This is a genomic window from Actinokineospora sp. HUAS TT18, from assembly GCF_051364635.1.
Classification (GTDB): domain Bacteria; phylum Actinomycetota; class Actinomycetes; order Mycobacteriales; family Pseudonocardiaceae; genus Actinokineospora.
Map to the genome: position 1 here is coordinate 6,674,346 of NZ_CP195645.1, position 18,537 is coordinate 6,692,882.

Sequence of the window (18,537 nt, forward strand, 5' to 3'; positions counted from 1 at the left end):
GATCTTCCTCCATCCTGCCGGGCGGAAACCGTGGTCGACGCGCGGTGGCCCCTTGGTGCCGGCGGTCAGCCGACGAGGCCGCCGCCGGCGGTCGGTCATTCGTCGAACGAGCCGTGCCTGCCCGCTCCGCCTGCGAAGCGGGCCGCGCCCGCCAGGGTGTCGGCCGACAGCGACGTCATGCCGCGGGCGAACTCGTTGATCAGGGCGTCGGTCTCGTCGAGCCCGTCCTGTTCCAGCACCGAGAGCCGGTCCTGCCGCAGGCACGTCTGCGGGAACCCGGCGATGTCATGGGCCAGTCGCACCGCCGCCGCCAACGCCTCGCCCGCGGGCACGACGCGGTTGACCAACCCCATGCGGTGCGCCTCCTGGGCGTCGACCGGTCGGCCGGTGAGGATCAGGTCCATGGCATGGCTGACGCCGATGAGCCGGGGGAGCCGCACGGTGCCGCCGTCGATCAGGGGGACGCCCCAGCGGCGGCAGAACACGCCGAGCACCGCGTCCTCGGCGGCGACGCGCAGGTCCGCCCAGACGGCCAGTTCCAGTCCGCCCGCCACGGCGTGGCCGTCGATGGCGGCGATCACCGGCTTGGACAGGCGCAGGCGGGTCGGGCCCATCGGGCCGTCGGCCTCGCGGGCGATCTCGGCCCGGTTGCCGCGGTCGGTGCCGAGGGCCTTCAGGTCGGCGCCCGCGCAGAACGTGCCGCCCTCGCCGTGCAGGACGGCCACGGCGGCGTCGGGATCGCGGTCGAAGTCGCGGAACGCGTCGGCCAGCGCCCGCGCGGTCGGGCCGTCGACGGCGTTGCGGACGTGCGGCCGGTTGATGCCGACGGTCGTGACCGGCCCGTCCTTGCGGACGAGCACCAGTTCCTCTGCCATACCCCGAATGGAACAGTCCGATCGGACTGTTGTCAACGTCTGCGAGGATTCCCCCATGGCAGCAACGGAAGGCCGCCGCCGCAGCGACGCGGCCCGCAGCGGCCTGACCCGCGACCGGATCCTGCGCGCCGCCGTCGACAGCCTCATCGAGGACGGCTACGCCGCCACCAGCCTCGGCGCGGTCCAAGCGCGTGCGGGCGTCTCCCGCGGCGCGCTGCTGCACCAGTACCCGAACAAGGCCAACCTGCTGGTCGACGCCGTCCGCCATCTCTCCGACCAGCAGATGGACGACATCGTCGAAACCGCCCCCGATGACGACTGGCTGGCCGTCCTCTGGCGCAGCTTCGCCACCCCGCTCTTCGGCGCTGTGCTCGAACTGTGGGTGGCCGCCCGTACCGACCCCGAACTCCGTGCCGCCCTGCTCGTCCACCAGCGCGAACTCCACGCCAACATCCGCGCGGTCGTCCTGGCTCACCTTGGCTCAGCGCCCGCCGACTTCGACCAGGTCTTCGAGATGACCCTGACCTACTACCGGGGCCTCGCCCTCACCGACATCCTCAGCACCCACCGCCACGACCGCCTCCTCGCCGACTGGCGCGCCGTCGTCAACCCCGGCTGAGCCGCAGGTGAGTCACTGGCGGAGCCAATCTGAGCCAAAGTGAGCCACTATGGCTTGCGTGTGGTGCCAACCCGTGCCATAGTTGTGCCATGGACCTGACGCCCTATGTGAACTCCCTCGGCCGCGAGTTGCTGACCGTCGCCGAGACCGGTGGTGGTGACGCCGGTGCGCTCATCGAGCGGCTGACCGTGTCGATGGAGTCGGCGATCCGGCTCACCCTGCTCGAAGCCCTCTCCGCCGCCGCGGACGAGATCACCCGCGACCTCGCCCCCGGCTCGGTGCAGGTGCGCCTGCGCGGCCGCGAACCGAACTTCGTCGTGACGGCCCGCCAGGCCGAACCCGCGCCGGAGGAAACCCCCGAGCCGGTCCAGGACACGAACCTGGACGACAGCGGTCCCGCGGTGCGGATCAACGTCCGGCTCCCCGAACAGCTCAAGGCCGCGGCCGAGGAGGCCGCCGCCAAGGAGGGCCGCTCGCTCAACGCGTGGCTGGTCCGGGCGGCGTCGACCGCGCTGCAGTCCGGCGACCGCGACCACGCCACCGGCAGGCGCGGCAAGCCCGCCGCGCAGCGCTACACCGGCTGGGCCCGCTAACTCCAGCCCGCACACACCCAAGCCCCGGACCTGCGGGGATGTTCTTCCAACACCTGACTAGGGGACAGCTATGCCTATTTTCGCCACACCCGACCCGATCGCCGTCACCATCGAACTCGCCGTCGGCGACGTCCAGCTCGTCGCGAGCGACCGGACCGACACCCTCGTCGAGGTGCGGCCCACCGACCCGGCCGACGAGTCGGACGTGCAGGCCGCGGAGCGCACCCGCGTCGAGTACAACGACGGTGAGCTCACCGTCCGCGGACCCAAGTCCCGTGCGCTCGACTTCTCCAAGAAGACGAGGTCGGTCACGGTCGTGATCGAACTCCCCACGGGCTCGAAGGTGCACGCCGACTTGTCGGTCGCGGATGTCCGCGGCACCGGCGTGTTGGGGGAGTGCCGGTTCAAGACCTCGGTCGGGCACTTCCGCGTCGACCAGACCGGATCGCTGCGCGCCGACACCACCGGCCACATCACCGTCGAGCGGGTCGCGGGCGACGCCGACATCGCCACCGGCACCGGCCGCGTCCGGATCGGCTCGGTCGACGGGACCGCCGTCGTCAAGAACTCCAACGGCAACACCGACATCGGCACCGTCGGCGGCGCGCTGCGGGTGCGCTCGGCCAACGGCGACATCACCGTCGAGCGGGCCGAGGCGGGGGTGGAGGCCAAGACCGCCAACGGCGCCATCCGCGTCGGGTCGGTGGCGCGCGGCTCGGTCACCCTCAACACCTCGTCGGGCGACCTGGAGATCGGCGTCGCCGCGGGCACCGCCGCGTGGCTCGACCTCAGCACCGGCCACGGGCGGGTCGACAACGCGCTCGAGGACGCGGGCCAAGGGCCGGACAAGTCAGAAGAGACCGTCGAAGTCCGCGCGCACACCGCGTTCGGCGACATCACCGTCCACCGTTCCTGACCTCCCGAAGGGGATCTCCCATGACCACCTCAGCCATCACGGCGACCGGACTGCGCAAGTCGTTCGGCGACCACGTCGTCCTCGACGGCATCGACCTCGATGTCCCTCGGGGCACCGTCTTCTCCCTGCTCGGCGCCAACGGCGCGGGCAAGACCACCACCGTGAAGATCCTGTCCACCCTGATCGGCGCGACCGGCGGCACCGCGACGGTCGCGGGCCACGACGTCGCGGCGAACCCCGACGCCGTCCGTGCGTCGATCGGTGTCACCGGCCAGTTCTCCGCGGTCGACAATCTGCTGAACGGCCACGAGAACCTGATGCTCATGGCCGACCTGCACCACCTCGGCCGCGCCGAGGGCAGGCGCCGCGCCGCCGAGCTGCTCGAACAGTTCGACCTGGTCGACGCGGCCCGCAAGCCGGTGTCGACCTACTCCGGCGGCATGCGACGACGGCTGGACCTCGCGATGACCCTGGTCGGGTCGCCGCAGGTGATCTTCCTCGACGAGCCGACCACCGGGCTCGACCCGCGCAGCCGCCGCGGCATGTGGCAGATCGTGCGGGAACTCGTCGCGGGCGGCGTCACCATCTTCCTCACCACGCAGTACCTGGAGGAGGCCGACGAACTGGCCGACCGGATCGCGGTGCTCGACCAGGGCAAGATCGTCGCCCAGGGCACCGCGGACGAGCTGAAGCGGCGCATCCCCGGCGGCCACGTCGAACTGCGCTTCGCCGACGCCCGCGACCTCGCCTCCGCCGCCGAGGCCCTCGGCCAGGGGACGGGCGACACCGACGCGCTCACCCTGCGCGTGCCGCACGACGGCAGCCTCAAGTCCCTGAAGGCACTGCTCGACCGCGTCGACGGCCGCGCCATCGAGGTCGAGTCGCTGAGCGTGCACACCCCTGATCTTGACGACGTCTTCCTTGCCCTGACCGGAAACGAGAAGGTGACCGCGCGATGAGCACCATGACCATGAGCCCCACGACGACCCGACCGAACAAGCCGATGGCCTACGCGCTGAGGGACTCGGCGACGATGCTCCGCCGCAACCTCACGCGCATGGTGCGCTACCCGTCCATGACGGTGCTGCTCATCGGGATGCCGATCGTCTTCCTGCTGCTGTTCGTCTACGTCTTCGGCGGCACGCTCGGCGCCGGGATCGGCGGCGCGGGCGGCGGGCGCGACGTGTACGTCAACTACGTCACGCCCGCGATCATCCTGATGACGATCTCCTCCGCCGTCCAGGGCACCGCCATCTCGGTCGCCATGGACATGACCGAGGGCATCGTCGACCGGTTCAAGACCATGTCCATCGCCCGCGTCTCCGTCCTCACCGGCCACGTCGTCGGCAGCGTCATCCAGACCATGCTCAGCATCGCCGCCGTCATCGGCGTCGCCCTGCTCATCGGCTTCAGCCCGGCGGCGAGCGTGGGCGAATGGTTCGCCACGGTCGGCGTCCTGGTGATGATGACCTTCGCGTTCGTCTGGCTGTCGGTCGCACTGGGCCTGGCCAGCAAGACCGTCGAGGCGTCGAGCAACGTCGGCATGCCGCTGGTGCTGCTTCCGTTCCTCGGCAGCGGTTTCGTCCCGACCGACTCGATGCCGACGGTGCTGCGCTGGTTCGCCGAGTACCAGCCGTTCACCCCGCTCATCGAGACCCTGCGCGGCCTGCTGATGGGCACCCCGATCGGCAACAACGCCGCGATCGCCGTCGGCTGGTGCGTTGTGATCGCACTGGGTGGCTACCTCTGGTCGAAGAAGCTCTTCAACCGCGAGTCCGCCCGCTAGAACCTCAGAGCTGGAACCGCCACCGAGTCGCACCCGTGCGGCTCGGTAGTGGCGTCTCCGCGGACGGGCTGGATGGAGGCCGGTTAACGGCTCGCGATGACCGTGAACTCCACCGTGTGGACGACGCCGTTGTGTTGGAAGTCCAGGAACAGGCGGTAGCCGCCCTCGCTCGGCGGCACGGTCACGAACGCGATCTCCGGCCCCGACTTCCCGTCCTTGCGCGGGTGGATGTGCAGATACGCCAGGTCGCTCTGCCGCAGCGCGACCAGGTGCCCGTACGCGCCGAGGTACGGCTGCAGGTCGGTGACCGGCTTGCCGTCGCGCGACACGGTGGCGCGGATGCGCGTCGCCTTGCCCGCCGCGAGGTCGCCGTCGAGGCGCACCTGGTAGCCGTCGACCTCGGCCACGCGCGACTCCGGGTAGGTCTTCGGTTCGAACTCGCCCGCGACGGTGAAGTCGGCGCCGAGGGTGATGGCCTTGGCGCCGGTCGGCTTGAAGTCGGCGAACACCCGGTAGGTGCCCGCCTGCCCCACCTCCAGCGGCACCGACCACGTCCCGTCGGCGGCCATCACCGGGTGCACGTGCCGGAACCCGGAAGTGTCACGGCGGACGACGATGAGGTGCATCAGCTTGTCGCTCTCGACGTCGAACGCCGTCACCGCGCGGCCGTCCGGACCGAGGATCCGGTACAGGAACGGCCCCGACGCGACGGTCTCGCTGACCGGCGCCAGCGTGTAGCCGTCCTGCGACGACGTCAACCCGGCGAACGGACTGGCTTGCCGCTGCTCGTGCCCGCCGTGGCCGGACGCGGCGGGGGAGGAGGGGCCGCTCAGCGCCGCCCACACCGCCACCGCGACCACGATCAGCACCGCGCCGAGTCCCCAGAGCTTCGCCTCGGCCTTCATGGTCAGTTGTCCCGGTTTGTGATCAGGTTCGCCAGGGCGGCGAGTTCGGCGGACGGTCGGGGCGCGGCGGCCCGCAGGTTGTCCAGTGCCTGCGCGAGCAGCTGACTGGCCTGCCCCACGCACCAGTCCCGGCCGCCCGCCGCCTCGACCAGCACCGCCATGTGCGCCAAGTCGGCAGCGGCGTGCTCGTCGGAGTAGTACAAAGTGGACAGTTCGCGGCCCGCCGCGGTGCCGGAGGACAATGCGGCGACCACGGGCAGCGACTTCTTGCGGCTGCGCAGGTCGGCGTGGGTGGGTTTGCCGGTGGCGGCCGGGTCTCCCCAGATGCCGAGGAGATCGTCGACGTGCTGATAGGCCACGCCCAGCAGGCGGCCGAACTCGCGGAGGCGGTCGACGGTCGCGGGCGGGGCGTCGGCGAAGTGCGCGCCCAGGGCGCAGGCCGCGGCCAGCAGCGGCGCGGTCTTGCGCTCGACCATCGCGACGCACTCGGGGACACCGACGTCGTGCCGTCCCTCGAAGGTCAGGTCGGCGTGCTCGCCGTCGATGACCTCCAGGATCGCGTCGAGCAGCACGCGCGTGGCCCTCGGGTGGGTGGACGCGGCGAGGACGTCGGTGGCCAGGGCCAGCAGGGCGTCCCCGGTGAGGATCGCGGCGTTGACGCCGAACACGGTCCACGCGGTCGGGCGGTGGCGGCGGGTCGGGTCGTGGTCGAGCACGTCGTCGTGCAGCAGGGTGAAGTTGTGCGCCAGCTCGATCGCGACGGCGCCCGGGATCGCGGCCTCGGGTGAGCCGCCCGCGGCCTCGGCGGACAGCAGCGTCAACGCCGGTCGGACGGACTTGCCGCCGGGAACCGCGGTGGGCTCGCCCATCTCGTCCCACCAGCCCAGGTGATACCCCGCGATGTGGCGCATTGCCGTGGGCAGCCGGTCGACGGCCTCGTGGAGCGCGGGCTGGATCAGGTCCCGACTCCAGGCCAGCACGGCCGCCGCGGATCGCGGGTTCATGGGATCTCCTAGGCGAGTTGGCTGTCCACCAAGGCCGGGGACAACGCGTGGTGGATGACCATGGCGGCCGCGCCGAGCACGCCCGCGTCCTTGCCCGCCTGCGACGGCACGATGCGCAGGTCCTTTGTGGCCAGTGGCAGGGACCGCCGGTAGATCGCCTCGCGGACCCCGGCGAGCAGCATCTCGCCCGCCGCGGCCAGCGAGCCGCCGACGACGATCAGCGACGGGTTGAGCATGCTGACGCACGCGGCCAGCACCTCGCCGATGTCGCGTCCCGCCTGCCGGACCGCGCGGGCGGCCTCGAAGTCGCCCGCCCGCACCAGGGCGACCACGTCGGCGTTGGTCCGCGCGTCGATTCCGTTGGCGCGCAACGTGGCCGCGACGGCGGGACCGCTCGCGACGGCTTCCAGGCAGCCGGTGTTCCCGCAGCCGCACAGGGAGTCGCCGCCGTGCGGGGCCAGGATGTGCCCGAGGTCGCCCGCCGCGCCGACCGCGCCGCGGTGCAGGACGCCGTTGCTGATCACGCCCGCGCCGATGCCGGTCGCGACCTTGACCACGATCAGGTTGTCCGCGTCGGGGAACGACGTCGTGTGCTCGCCGAGCGCCATCAGGTTGACCTCGTTGTCGACCAACACCGGGGCGTCGAACACGCCCTGGAGGTGGCCTGGGACGTCGAAGCCGTCCCAGCCGGGCATGATCGGCGGGTTGGTCGGCCTGCCGGAGGTGTGCTCGACGGGGCCGGGCAGTCCGATTCCGACACCGGCGAGGGCCACGGTGTCGAGTTCGGCCTTGGCGAGCAGCTCCTGCCACGCCTTGGCCAACTGCGTCAGCACGACGTCGGGGCCTTCGGCGACGTCCAGCGCTAGGCGGCGGGAGGCCAGCAGGCCGCCGTTGAGGTCGGTGGCCGCGACGGTCGCGTGGGTCGCGCCCACCTCGGCGACCAGCGCCACGCGGGCGCGGGCGTTGAAGACGAATTGGCTGGCCGGTCGGCCGCCGGTGGACACACCACTGCCCTGGTCGGCAACGAAGCCCGCGTCGAGCAGCGCGTGGAGGCGGGCGCGGACCGTGGCCCTGGCGAGCCCCGTCTCGCTCGTCAGGCCACCCAGCGTGCGCGGTGTCCCGTCGGTCAGCAGCCGGAGCATCTGCCCGGGTGACGCCGCAGGAGGCAATGGTTCGTCGTACACCGGACTAAGTGAACCATACGAACTAAAGTCCATCACCTAGCGAACAGATGGCCAGTTTTCGCCTCGAAACCGTCCTGACTTTTGATTGACACACGCCATTAGTCCTCTTATGGTTCGCGCTATGGGTGTGACCCACGGAACATCGGGAGCGGATATGCACAGAAAGTTGTCCATCGTGACCGTCGTGGGCGCGCTCGCGTTGGCGGGATGCTCCAGCGACCTGCCCGCGCAGAGCGGCGGGAGCAGCAGCACGGCGGCCAAGCCCAGCCAGACCGCCAAGTCGAAGTTCTTCGACCAGGCCGAGTACGACCGCCAGCTGAAGTTCCGCCAGTCCTCGCCGGTCGGCCCCGAGGGCAGGCCGTGGGAGCAGATGCTCGACCCGCAGCTGGTCGACACCGCCCAGTACGCCAAGCCGGGCGGCAACTACAACCTCTGCTTCTCCAACGCCTCGGTGGACAACCCGTGGCGGCAGGTCGGCTGGAAGACCATGCAGGAGGAGGTGAAGCTGCACAAGGAGATCACCAAGTTCACCGTGCTCGACGCCGAGGCCAAGGACGACAAGCAGATCAGCGACATCCAGTCGTTCGCCTCGCAGGGCTGCAGCGCGCTGATCGTCTCCCCGAACACCACCGCGACGCTGACGCCCGCGGTCGAGGCGGCCTGCAAGACCGGTGTGCCGGTGATCGTGTTCGACCGCGGTGTCACCACCACCTGCCCGGTCACCTTCATCCACCCGATCGGCGGCTTCGCCTTCGGCGCCGACGGCGCGGAGTTCCTGAAGGAGAAGGTCAAGCCCGGCGGCAAGATCCTCGCCCTGCGCATCCTTCCCGGTGTCGACGTGCTGGAGCAGCGGTGGGCCGCGGCGAACGAGATCTTCGCGGGCAGCCAGCTCAACGTGGTCGGCGTGGAGTTCACCGATGGTGACGCGGCCAAGACCAAGAGCATCGTCAGCGACTTCCTCCAGCGCGAGGGCACGATCGACGGTGTCTGGATGGACGCCGGTGCCACGTCGGTCGCCGCCGTCGAGGCATTCCAGGACGCCGGGATGAAGGTGCCGCCGATCGTCGGCGAGGACCAGCAGGACTTCCTGCGCCTGTGGGCCGAGGAGAAGCTGACCGCCATCGCCCCGACGTACCCGACCTACCAGTGGCGCACGCCCGTCGTGGCCGCGCTGAAGATCCTGGCGGGCCAGCAGGTGCCCAAGGAATGGGTGCTGCCGCAGCCGCGGATCACTCAGGACAACGTCAAGGGCTTCATCAACAAGGACATGCCTCCGCTGCACTACGCGATGTGCGGCTGCGAGACCATGCCGGGCTTCCCGTCGCCCTGGAAGTAGCACCCTGCACGGCGCCGCGGGCCGCACGCCCGCGGCGCCGTCCCCGGCCTGCTTGGAAAGGCCCTGTGATGCCCAGCTTCGACCTGTGGACTGCCGTTCGACCAACCCCGACGAGTGCGAGCTCTACCTCGTGGAGGGCGACGCCGCGGGGGGCTCAGTCAAGGTCCGATGTGGACACCCGCCCCCGCGCGCGACAGGCCACGTGAGCGATGGACGTCGTGGCGCGCCCGGAGGAGGCGGTGACCGTCGGCGGCGAGCCGACGGAGGCGACGATGCTGCTGTTGCGGCACATGTGCACCGGCGCGACCGATCGCGCGATCGCCCGCGAGCTGTGCGTCAGCGAGCGCACGGTGCACCGGCGGATCGCCCGCCTGCAAACCCTGCTCGGCGCGAACTCGCGGTTCCAACTGGGCGTGCTCGTCGCGGTCCGCGGCTGGCTCTGACCGGTCAGGCCGAGCGCGTGCGGGGTCGAGTGGTTCGACGGAGTATCCAGCCGGAAGCGGAGTGGTAGTGCGAACGCGTGCGGGTCGACAGGCTCGGATCGAGCGGTTGACCGTGTTGCTCGACCTGGTGGCCGAGCGCGGCTGGGTGGAGATCACCGGCGTCTCCGCCGAGGTGGGGGTGTCGGCCGCGACCGTGCGCCGGGACCTGGACTACCTGGCCGAACAGCGGCTGGTCACCCGGGTCCGGCGCGGGGCACTGGCCCGCGCTGACGGCCACGACGTGCCGCCGCACTTCCGGGCGCGGCGCCACATGGACCGCAAGCGGCGCATCGGGTGCGCCGCGGCCCGGCTGGTGGCGCCCGGCGGGACGATCGTCCTCAATGGCGGGACGACGGTGACCGAGGTGGCCAAGGCCCTCACCGCGCTGCCCGATCCCGGCCGCGGCGGCGCCATCACGGTGGTGACCAACGCGATCGACGTCGCGGGCGTGCTCGCGGCGCGGCCGTGGATCACCCTGGTGGTCGCGGGCGGCACCGCCCGCACCCAGTCCTACGAGCTGGTCACCTCGGTGTCGGAGGCGGTCGTCCGCGATCTCCGCGTCGACGTCGCGATACTCGGCGTCGACGCCATCGACCCCGACTCGGGCCCCGCGTCCCACCACGAGGCCGCCGCGTCGGTCAACCGGCTGCTCGCCGACCGCGCGGGCAAGGTCGTCGTGGTCGCCGACTCGTCCAAGCTCAGCGCCAGGGCGGCGTCGGTCATCGGCCCGGTGACCATGGTCGACACACTCGTCACCGACACCGATGCCGACCCCGCCACCGTACGGCGCTTCCACGACCGCGGTGTCGACATCCGCCAGGCCTGATCTGGTCGCCGCACCGTCCACTTCTGGACATTTCTGACCGATCGCGCCACAACTTCGACGGAAGTGCGCCCCATTTCGGCCGTTGCTGTGACAATTGCCTGATGGATCGCCTCCTGGACAACGTTGGGGCATCGCCTGCGGCGATGTTGTCCCTGCTCATGGACGGTAAGCCCCGCACGCGCGCGGAGATCATGGCCGAGACCAATCTCGCCCGGTCGACGGTGCGGGCCCGGCTGGACTCGCTGATCGCCGCCGGGCTGGTCATCGGCGCCGACACCGACGTGTCCACCGGCGGTCGCCCGGCAGGCCGGTTCGCGTTCAGCCCCGGCGCGCGGCTCGTACTCGCCGCCGAGGTGGGCGCCACTCACGCCATGGTCGGAGTGACCGACCTGTCGTGCAGGCTGCTGGCGGTCGACGAGATCGCCCTGGACATCGCCGACGGGCCCACCGCGATCCTGTCGATGCTGGTCCGGACATGGCGCGGGCTGCTGGACGGCGCGGGCGACGCGCCGGTCGCGGGCGTCGGCATCGGCCTGCCCGGGCCGGTCGAGCACTCCACCGGCAAGCCGAACAACCCGCCGATCATGCCTGGCTGGGACGGGTTCGACGTACCCGCGGCGGTCGGGCCGGAGTTCGACGCGCCGGTGCTGGTGGACAACGAGGTCAACCTGATGGCCTTGGGCGAGCACGTCGCGTCCTTCCCGAACGACGAGCACATGATCGTGGTGAAGGCCGCCACCGGTATCGGCGCGGGCCTGATCAGCAACGGCGCACTGCACCGCGGCGCGGCGGGTGCGGCGGGGGACCTCGGGCACATCCAGGTGCCGCGCGGCGAGGACGCGCTGTGCCGGTGCGGCAACCTCGGTTGCCTCGAGGCGGTCGCGGGCGGCCCGGCGATGGCGGCGAAGCTGCGGGCACTCGGGGTCGAGGCGACTACCACTGCCGACGTCGTGCACCTGGTCCGGTCCGGGAACCCGGAGGCGGGTCGTGTCGTGCGCCAGGCCGGTCGGGATATCGGCGAGGTGCTCGCCGGGTGCGTCAGCATGTTCAACCCGTCGCTGGTCGTCATCGGGGGCCTGATGGCGCAGGCGGGGGACATGCTGCTGGCCGGCGTGCGCGAGTCGGTCTACCGGCGGTCGCTTCCTTTGGCGACGGAGAACCTGCGGATCGTCGCGTCGAGCGCGGGTGCGCAGGCCGGGGTGCACGGTGCCGCGGCGATGGTCGCGCAGCACGTGTTGTCCCCGGATGTCCTGGACGTGTCGCTACCGTAACGGCTCGTTCCGGCACTTTTGGCGACTAGTGGACATAATTAGGTGTCTACTAGTGGACTTTTGTATTGACCAGGCCATATGAGCTGGCTTACGTTCACCCACATGTGGGTCGACGGCGTTAACTCCCCTGTGCGGTCTGAGGTCTTGTCGCCTCCCGTCGAGCTCGCCCACTAGTCGCCGATTCTCACCCACCGGAGGCCCTGCAATGCGCCACAAACTCAAGCGACTACTGACAGCGATATCGCTGTCACTATTGGCGATCGGGGTGGTCGTCGCGCCCCCGGCGCAAGCCCATGAGGCAGGCCTGCACGTCCTGCTGTTCACCAAGACCGCCGCCGGTGCCTACCGTCACGACTCGATCCCGGCGGGTATCGCGATGTTCGAGTCCGTCGCGGCCGCCCGCGGCTGGGAGATGACCAAGAGCGAGGACGCCGCCGTCTTCAACGACGCCACTCTCGCCACCTTCGACGTCGTCGTCATGCTGCAGAACGGCGGCATGGTCTGGGACACCGACGCGCAGCGCACCGCGGTGCAGACCTACATGCGCAACGGCGGCGGCATCGTCGCGATCCACAACGCCACCGACATGAACATCGAGTCGCAGTTCCCGTGGTGGGACCAGATGCTCGGCATGACCATGACGGCGCACTCATCCATCGTGCAGGGCACGGCCAAGGTCGCCGACAAGAAGCACCCGTCCGGCGCGACCCTTCCTGACCGCTGGGTCCGCACCGAGGAGTGGTACAACTTCGACCGCTCGGCGCGCGGCGACGTGCACGTCCTGGTGACCGCGGACGAGACCACCTACAACGCCGGTGGTTCCGCGATGGGCTCCGACCACCCGATCTCGTGGTGCCGCAACTTCGAGGGCGGCAGGCTCTGGGCCACCGGCATGGGCCACGTGGCGTCGAGCTACTCCGAGCCGCTGTTCCGCGACCACCTCACCGGCGGTGTGGAGACCGCGGGCGGCAAGGTCGCCGCGGACTGCGGTCCGACGGTGTGGAGCAGCTTCGAGAAGGTCGCGCTGGACGAGACCACCGTCGCGCCCGGCACGCTGGAGGTCGCCCCGGACGGTCGGGTGTTCTTCACCGAGTACGGCGGCAAGCTCAAGATCTACAAGCCCGACACCCGCACCACCGTCACAGCGGCCACGCTGAACGTCTACGGCGGCGGCCAGATCTCCGAGGACGGCCTGACCGGTGTCGCGCTCGACCCGGACTTCGCCACCAACAAGTTCATCTACCTGATGTACTCGCCCGGCAACATCACCACCGAGATCGCCCGGGTCTCCCGCTTCACCATGAACGGCGACGCGCTCGACCTGGCCAGCGAGAAGATCCTGATGACGGTGCCCATGTGGCGCCAGAACGAGCCCGGCCACACCGGCGGCGCGCTGGTCTTCGGCCCCGGCAAGAACCTCTACATCAGCGTCGGTGACGACACCAACCCGTTCGCTTCTGACGGCTACGCGCCGATCGACGAGCGCCCGGGCAGGCAGTACTGGGACGCGCAGGGCACGTCGGCCAACACCAACGACCTGCGCGGCAAGATCCTGCGCATCCACCCGGAGCTCGACGGCACGTACACCATCCCGTCGGGCAACATGTTCGCGCCGGGCACGGCCAAGACCAGGCCCGAGATCTACGCCATGGGCTTCCGCAACGTCTTCCGCTTCAGCGTGCACCCGACCACGGGCGTGATCTACGCGGCCGACTACGGGCCGGACGCGGGCGCCGACAACGCCAACCGCGGCCCCGGTGGTCTGGTCGAGTGGAACGTCGTCAAGGCGCCGGGCAACTACGGCTGGCCGTACTGCGTCGGCAACAACACTCCGTTCAACGACTACAACTTCGCCACCAGCACGTCGGGCGCCAAGTTCAACTGCGCCGCGCCGACGAACACCTCGCCCAACAACACGGGCCTCACCACGCTGCCCGCGGCCAAGGCCGCGGACGTCTGGTACGGCAACAGCGCGACCGAGGGCAACAAGTTCCCGGAGCTGGGCTCCGGCGGCGAAGCGCCGATGGCCTTCCCCGCCTACCAGTACAACGCGGCCAACCCGTCGCAGACGAAGTTCCCGGCGTACTTCGACGGGACCCCGTTCTTCGGCGAGTGGACGCGCAACTCCATGCACGAGTTCCGGATGGACTCGTCCGGGAACCTGCTGAAGATCAACAAGTTCCTGTCGAACCTGTCGTTCTCGTCCCCCATGGACATGCGGTTCGGCCCTGACGGCTCGATGTACCTGCTGACCTGGGGCCAGGGCTGGGACGACAACGTCCACCTCCCGGGAGCCGGTCTCTGGCGCATCGACTACAACGCCGGTGAGCGCAGCCCGATCGCGCAGGCGTCGGCCACCCCGACCTCGGGGACCACGCCGCTGGCCGTGCAGTTCTCCAGCGCGGGCTCCAACGACCCGGAAGGCGGCGCGCTGACCTACCGGTGGACATTCGGTGACGGCACGTCCTCCACCTCGGCGAACCCCGCCAAGACCTACACCACGCGGGGCACGTTCAACGTCCAGCTCGTCGTCACCGACCCGACCGGCAAGACCGGCACGGCGAACCTGGTCGTGACCTCGGGCAACACCGCGCCCACGGTGCGGTTCACCGGTCCGGCTGACGGCGGCATGTTCGGCTGGGGCGACAACATCCCCTACACCGTGTCGGTCACCGACCCGGAGGACGGCTCCATCAACTGCAGCCGGGTGTCGACCCTGGCCAACATCGGCCACGACTCGCACAAGCACCCGCTGGGCAGCCCGATCAGCGGCTGCTCCGGCGCGTTCAGCGCGGTCGCGGACGAAGAGCACCAGAACGGCAACGCCCACATCATCGGCGCGACCGAGTACACCGACAACGGCGCGACGGGGCTGCCCCCGCTGACCGGCAGCGCGACCGTCGTGCTGCAGCCCAAGCGCAAGCAGGCCGAGTTCTACAACAACTCGTCCGGCGTGCGGGTCGTGTCGCAGTCCGGCGCCGAGTCGGGCGCGCGGATCGGCGACATCAGCAACAACGACTGGATCTCGTTCAAGCCGGTCAACTTCACCGGCATCAACCAGGTGTCGATGAAGGTGTCCTCGCCGTCGGGCGGCGGCTCGATCGAACTGCGCGCCGGCTCGCCGACGGGCACGCTGATCGCCACGTCGCCGGTCAACAGCACCGGTGGCTGGGACACCTATGTCAACATGCCCGCGGTGAACGTGACCAGGCCGTCCGGCACGGTCGAGCTGTTCGTGGTGTTCAAGACATCGTCGAACAACAACTTCGACCTCGACTCGATCAACTACATCGGGCCCGGTGTCGGGCAGCCGGGCGGCACCCCCACGCCGAAGCAGATCGTCGGCATCGGCGGCAAGTGTGTCGACATCTGGGGCAACCAGCCCACCGACGGCCAGAAGATCCAGCTCTGGACCTGCCACGGCGGGAACAACCAGAAGTGGACGCAGGTCGGCAGCACGCTCCAGTCGATGGGCAAGTGCCTCGACGTCACGGGCGGCGGCCAGGTCGACGGTACGTTCGTGCAGCTGTTGACGTGCAACGGCTCGACCGCGCAGAACTGGACGGTGCAGACGTCAGACAACACCATCCGCAACGGCACCAAGTGCCTTGACGCCACGGGCGGAAGCTCTGCCGATGGAACACAGCTGATCATCTGGACCTGCACAGGTGGTCAGAACCAGCGGTGGACTCTGCTCTAGCGAGGAAGGTCACCGACCCCGGCGCGGGCGCGCGCCGGGGTCGGTGACATTTCCCTTTCGGTGAAGGAGGAATTCGATGGCCAAGACCACCTATGCCACTCGTGCGCGGACACCGGCGCCGGTTCCGGCTTCGCGGTGGCGGGCGTTCACGCCCGTCGCGTTCGTGCTCGGGTTCGCCGCCGCCTTCCTGATCAGCACGGCGACGAGCGGCCCCGACGCGACTGAGCAGCGCATCGCGGAGCTGCGGCAGGAGGAGGTGGACCGCGACATCGCCCAGCTCGGGCCGCTGACCGACCTGGCCAAGGGCGGACGGGACCGGTTGGCGCCGGTGCTCGCGGCCATGGCCGAGGTGATCCCGGCGGGCAGCGCGACGCCCGCGCGGCAGCCCACCGCCGACCAGGTGAAGGGCTGGCGTGAGGTGGTCTCGGCGGAGGTGGAGCGCTACGCGCAGGCGCCGTCCGCGGGGAACGGCATCAACGTCGCCAGGACCGGCCTGCGGACGGCGGTGGAGCAGTTGGCCGCGTCGGTGGACGGCTTCGAGGCGGCGCTCAACTCGGCCGAGCCGCAGCGGAACACACTCGTCGCCCTCGCCGGACAGCAGCGGACCCTGGGCGTGCGCACGTGGTCGGTCGCCGCGATCCAGCTCGACGTGATCAACATCAACGCGGGCAAGGGGCACGTCCACGTGCAGCTGCCCGCCGGGCCGGAGTCAGGCGCGGCTCCCGCCGACGGCGGCTGACCCGCGCACCCCGGTCACTCGGGATCGTCGGCGGCGCCCAAGGCGTCGTCGACGTCGATCTCGCTGTCGGTGCGGACGTGGTCGTGCTCGGGTTCGCTCGTCTGAGGCTCGGTCATGACACCCTCCCGCGTCGGCTCCAGTCTGCGCCCGAGCCACCCGCGCCGCCATGTCATCCCGCTGGGCAAGGAGGTGAATCCACTCCCCGCCACTTCCAACGTATAGCGCACCAGGGGCCTTGCGGCAAGACCCGGTTCGTGGCGCAGAATCTCCGACCGTGGCCAGTACCTGGCCGTTTCGACAACGGGGGACAGTGCGTTGACTGACGTGATCATCGCGGGCGGCGGCCCGACCGGCCTGATGCTGGCCATCGAGCTGCGCCTGCACGGCGTGGACGTGCTCGTGCTGGAACGGGACACCGAGCCGACCAAGTTCGTCCGCGCGCTCGGCCTGCACGCGCGCAGCGTGGAGGTGATGGACCAGCGCGGTCTGCTGGAGAGGTTCCTCGAACACGGCACGAAGTACCCGCTCGGCGGCGGTTTCTTCGCGGGCATCGCCAAGCCGTCGCCGGTCCGGCTGGACACCGCGCATCCTTATGTCCTCGGCATCCCGCAGACCACCACCGACCGCCTGCTGACCGAGCACGCCGTCGAGGTCGGCGTCGCGATCCGGCGCGGCTGCGAACTGGTCGGGCTGAGCCAGGACGAGGACGGGGTGACCGTCGAACTGGCCGACGGCACGCGACTGCGATCGCGCTATCTCGCGGGCTGCGACGGTGGCCGCAGCACCGTGCGCAAACTGCTCGGCGTCGCCTTCCCGGGCGAACCCAGCCGCGTCGAGACGCTGTTGGGGGAGATGGAGGTCGCCGAGTCGCCGGAGACGGTGGCCGCCGTGGTGGCCGAGGTCCGCAAGACCCAACTCCGCTTCGGCCTCGGCCCCCTCGGCGACGGCGCCTACCGCGTCGTCGTGCCCGCCGAGGGCGTGACCGACGGCCGCACACCGCCGACGCTGGACGAGGTCAAGCAGCGGCTGGTGGCGGTCGCGGGCACCGACTTCGGCGTGCATTCACCCCGCTGGCTGTCCCGCTTCGGCGACGCCACCCGCCTGGCCGAGCACTACCGCACCGGCCGCGTCCTGCTGGCGGGCGACGCCGCGCACATCCACCCGCCCGCCGGTGGGCAGGGCCTCAACCTGGGCATCCAGGACGCGTTCAACCTGGGTTGGAAACTCGCCGCCGAGGTCAACGGCTGGGCGCCCGAGGGCCTGCTGGACACCTACCACGCCGAACGGCACCCGGTTGCCGCCGACGTCCTGGACACCACCCGCGCGATGATGCACCTGATGTCCACCGACCCGGGCCCCCAGGCGGTGCGCAGGCTGGTGTCGGAGCTGATGGACTTCGAGGACGTCAACCGCCACCTGACCGAGAAGATCGCCGCCATCGGCCTCCGCTACGACTTCGGCGACGGCCACGAACTGCTCGGCAGGCGGATGCGGGACATCGGCCTGAAACAGGGCCGCCTGTACTCCCTCATGCACGCTGGCCGCGGCCTGCTGCTCGACCAGACCGGCACCCTGTCGGTGGCGAACTGGTCGGACCGCGTCGACCACGTCGTGGATGTCAGCGAGGAACTCGACACCCCCGCGGTGCTGCTGCGCCCGGACGGCCATGTCGCGTGGGTCGGCGAAGACCAGCAGGACCTGCTGGACACCCTCCCCAGGTGGTTCGGCGCCTAACGGTTCCGATCAGGCTCCGCGCCCTCCCGGCGCGGAGCCCGCTGGTCATACTCCGCGGAGACCTTCTTGGGCACACACATCCGCCACGCGTCGATGACCAGCTCCCGCATCTCATCGACATCGATCGCGTCGAGCCGCACCTGTAACCAGTGGTACCGCTCATCGGCCTTCGAGGGCGCGAAGAACTTGTCCGGCTCCGCCGCGATCATCGCCGCCCGCTCGTCCTTGGGAAACCCGAACCCCATCGTCGTCTCATCCCGGGACAACGCGACATAGACGATCCGCCCGACCCGGAACTTGATCCGGTCCCGCACAACCGCCTCATAGGACCGCGGCAGCGACAACGTCACCCCACGAATCTCCTCCACGGTCACCATGTCCCGGAAGCTACGCAACGGGTACGACAGTCGCTGCTCGTGGCCTCGGCCCACCGGCCGACAGCTCCATCGTCGGCCCAGTCCCCACCGACGAACCGCCCCTCCGCCGTCTGCTCGGCGGGCAACGGCCGGGCCAGTGTTCCTCGGCGAGGAGCGCCGCGCCACACCCCGAACAACCAACATCCACCAA

Annotated in this window: 17 protein-coding genes; 12 read left to right on the top strand and 5 right to left on the bottom strand. The window is 70.2% G+C overall.

Going from position 1 to position 18,537, the window contains the following annotated elements:
- Nucleotides 1-95: 95 nt before the first annotated feature.
- Complete coding sequence (locus tag ACSHT8_RS31040; protein WP_436495012.1) at nucleotides 96-875, bottom strand: crotonase/enoyl-CoA hydratase family protein; 780 nt, start codon at nucleotides 873-875, stop codon at nucleotides 96-98.
- 55 nt (nucleotides 876-930) lie between these two features.
- On the opposite strand from ACSHT8_RS31040, the gene ACSHT8_RS31045 reads away from it, so the two are divergent.
- The 5 genes from ACSHT8_RS31045 to ACSHT8_RS31065 all read left to right on the top strand — a co-directional run bounded on the left by ACSHT8_RS31045 (nucleotide 931) and on the right by ACSHT8_RS31065 (nucleotide 4,789).
- The gene (locus tag ACSHT8_RS31045; RefSeq protein ID WP_436495014.1) at nucleotides 931-1,494 is read left to right on the top strand and encodes a TetR/AcrR family transcriptional regulator; all 564 of its coding nucleotides are present in this window, start codon (nucleotides 931-933) and stop codon (nucleotides 1,492-1,494) included.
- Between the two features lie 89 nt (nucleotides 1,495-1,583).
- Entirely contained in the window at nucleotides 1,584-2,087 is a 504-nt protein-coding gene (locus ACSHT8_RS31050) for a YlcI/YnfO family protein (protein ID WP_436495016.1), read from the top strand.
- A gap of 70 nt (nucleotides 2,088-2,157) precedes the next feature.
- Complete coding sequence (locus tag ACSHT8_RS31055; protein ID WP_436495017.1) at nucleotides 2,158-3,003, top strand: DUF4097 family beta strand repeat-containing protein; 846 nt, start codon at nucleotides 2,158-2,160, stop codon at nucleotides 3,001-3,003.
- Nucleotides 3,004-3,023: 20 nt separating this feature from the next.
- Nucleotides 3,024-3,962: an ATP-binding cassette domain-containing protein gene (locus ACSHT8_RS31060; protein WP_436495019.1), complete on the top strand. Its 939-nt coding sequence runs from the start codon at nucleotides 3,024-3,026 to the stop codon at nucleotides 3,960-3,962.
- The gene (locus ACSHT8_RS31065; protein ID WP_436495020.1) at nucleotides 3,959-4,789 is read left to right on the top strand and encodes an ABC transporter permease; all 831 of its coding nucleotides are present in this window, start codon (nucleotides 3,959-3,961) and stop codon (nucleotides 4,787-4,789) included. The genes ACSHT8_RS31060 and ACSHT8_RS31065 overlap by 4 nt, the downstream gene beginning before the upstream one ends.
- An 83-nt stretch (nucleotides 4,790-4,872) precedes the next feature.
- On the opposite strand, the gene ACSHT8_RS31070 is transcribed toward ACSHT8_RS31065, so the two are convergent.
- The 3 genes from ACSHT8_RS31070 to ACSHT8_RS31080 are packed head-to-tail and all read right to left on the bottom strand — an operon-like array spanning nucleotide 4,873 to nucleotide 7,882.
- Nucleotides 4,873-5,694, bottom strand: coding sequence for a hypothetical protein (locus tag ACSHT8_RS31070; protein ID WP_436495022.1), 822 nt, complete (start codon nucleotides 5,692-5,694; stop codon nucleotides 4,873-4,875).
- A gap of 2 nt (nucleotides 5,695-5,696) precedes the next feature.
- On the bottom strand, nucleotides 5,697-6,698 hold the full coding sequence (locus ACSHT8_RS31075) for a polyprenyl synthetase family protein (RefSeq protein WP_436495024.1): 1,002 nt from the start codon (nucleotides 6,696-6,698) through the stop codon (nucleotides 5,697-5,699).
- 8 nt (nucleotides 6,699-6,706) lie between these two features.
- The gene (locus ACSHT8_RS31080; RefSeq protein WP_436495026.1) at nucleotides 6,707-7,882 is read right to left on the bottom strand and encodes an ROK family transcriptional regulator; all 1,176 of its coding nucleotides are present in this window, start codon (nucleotides 7,880-7,882) and stop codon (nucleotides 6,707-6,709) included.
- Nucleotides 7,883-8,036: 154 nt separating this feature from the next.
- Here ACSHT8_RS31080 and ACSHT8_RS31085 point away from each other — a divergent pair, with 154 nt between their 5' ends.
- From ACSHT8_RS31085 to rox, 7 genes are all read left to right on the top strand, one after another.
- Entirely contained in the window at nucleotides 8,037-9,218 is a 1,182-nt protein-coding gene (locus ACSHT8_RS31085; protein WP_436495027.1) for an ABC transporter substrate-binding protein, read from the top strand.
- A gap of 209 nt (nucleotides 9,219-9,427) precedes the next feature.
- Nucleotides 9,428-9,661 (top strand): LuxR C-terminal-related transcriptional regulator, encoded by a 234-nt coding sequence (locus ACSHT8_RS31090; protein WP_436495029.1) that lies wholly within the window; start codon nucleotides 9,428-9,430, stop codon nucleotides 9,659-9,661.
- Nucleotides 9,662-9,773: 112 nt separating this feature from the next.
- Complete coding sequence (locus ACSHT8_RS31095) at nucleotides 9,774-10,526, top strand: DeoR/GlpR family DNA-binding transcription regulator (protein ID WP_436502229.1); 753 nt, start codon at nucleotides 9,774-9,776, stop codon at nucleotides 10,524-10,526.
- Between the two features lie 101 nt (nucleotides 10,527-10,627).
- Nucleotides 10,628-11,797: an ROK family protein gene (locus ACSHT8_RS31100; protein ID WP_436495031.1), complete on the top strand. Its 1,170-nt coding sequence runs from the start codon at nucleotides 10,628-10,630 to the stop codon at nucleotides 11,795-11,797.
- 253 nt (nucleotides 11,798-12,050) lie between these two features.
- Nucleotides 12,051-15,497, top strand: coding sequence for a ThuA domain-containing protein (locus ACSHT8_RS31105; protein WP_436495033.1), 3,447 nt, complete (start codon nucleotides 12,051-12,053; stop codon nucleotides 15,495-15,497).
- A gap of 76 nt (nucleotides 15,498-15,573) precedes the next feature.
- Complete coding sequence (locus ACSHT8_RS31110; RefSeq protein WP_436495035.1) at nucleotides 15,574-16,236, top strand: hypothetical protein; 663 nt, start codon at nucleotides 15,574-15,576, stop codon at nucleotides 16,234-16,236.
- Nucleotides 16,237-16,551: 315 nt separating this feature from the next.
- Nucleotides 16,552-17,970 carry a rifampin monooxygenase gene (gene rox, locus ACSHT8_RS31115; RefSeq protein WP_436495037.1) on the top strand — a complete coding sequence of 473 codons (1,419 nt, stop codon included), beginning with the start codon at nucleotides 16,552-16,554 and terminating at the stop codon, nucleotides 17,968-17,970.
- Here the strand turns inward: rox and ACSHT8_RS31120 are convergent.
- On the bottom strand, nucleotides 17,967-18,347 hold the full coding sequence (locus tag ACSHT8_RS31120; RefSeq protein ID WP_436495039.1) for an MmcQ/YjbR family DNA-binding protein: 381 nt from the start codon (nucleotides 18,345-18,347) through the stop codon (nucleotides 17,967-17,969). The genes rox and ACSHT8_RS31120 overlap by 4 nt on opposite strands.
- Nucleotides 18,348-18,537 lie beyond the last annotated feature (190 nt).